Genomic DNA, 922 nt, shown 5'->3' on the forward strand with positions numbered 1-922 from the left:
CTCCGCTTCGTGATAACGACAACAAGATCATTGGTGCTATCGAAGTTAATCAGGATATTACTGATCTGAAAAACACTGAAAGGGACTTGAAAACCTCATTGGCGCAATGGCAGGCCGTGTTTGACCAGGATGAATTTGCAGTCATCCAACTCGATAATAATCTGCAAATCAAAAAGGTCAGTGAAAAACTCAAAAAATCATTGAAGCCAAAAGCAAAAAAATGGCAGCTGACTGATCTACTTGATCCAGCTATTGCAGAAAACATACTGCAGCAACTGGCCAAGACTCACCGAAAGAAATTTATTAGCTTCAGTATTGACGGTTCAAGCATCACTGGCACTGACCAAAATGTGCCTATTTATGTCATTCATGATGAAAGACAGGATCGTAATCCAATGACGTTGGTTTTTTTCCTGATGTAGAACTCAGCATGTTAGAAGAGTAGAAACGAATCAGAGTGATCAGTTAACGTGTTTAGAGACTGTTTTTTGAGCTGAAACTATTAAACAATTAGCTGACCGTTGTCTGACTGATAACTTATCAACACTAAATACCTGCCTGTCCCTGATATAAAGATATCTTATAAAAAATGAAATGGTGTCATTCAAACGATAGTTGAATAGTCTGGAGGCACTGCAAAACATGGCTGAGCATAATTTTGCTCATGATATCAGTCCTGTTAGAAATTCAACTTTAGAAAGCAGCTAACTTTACATCCCGATAAATAGCCCGTCTTCAGCTCAAATTATTAAAGGTAATGAATGTCTGCCGTAGACTACAAATATTCAGACTTCCAGAAAATGATTCTGGCCACTGTAATTGTAATTATTGCTCTGAATCTTCGTCCGATTCTTGCCTCGGTTGGGCCTTTGCTTCCGGCTATTCAACAAGATATACCAATGAGCTTTAAGCTCGCCTCGTT

The 922-nt window shown here is 38.8% G+C and carries 1 pseudogene; it reads left to right on the forward strand.

Features of this window, described 5'->3' with window-relative positions:
* A pseudogene (locus B3O33_RS00815) lies at positions 1-422 on the forward strand (hypothetical protein); the annotation flags it as partial.
* Positions 423-922: the final 500 nt, after the last annotated feature.

Origin of the sequence: Methylophaga sp. UBA1464 (assembly GCF_002325665.1) — a bacterium.
Classification (GTDB): domain Bacteria; phylum Pseudomonadota; class Gammaproteobacteria; order Nitrosococcales; family Methylophagaceae; genus Methylophaga.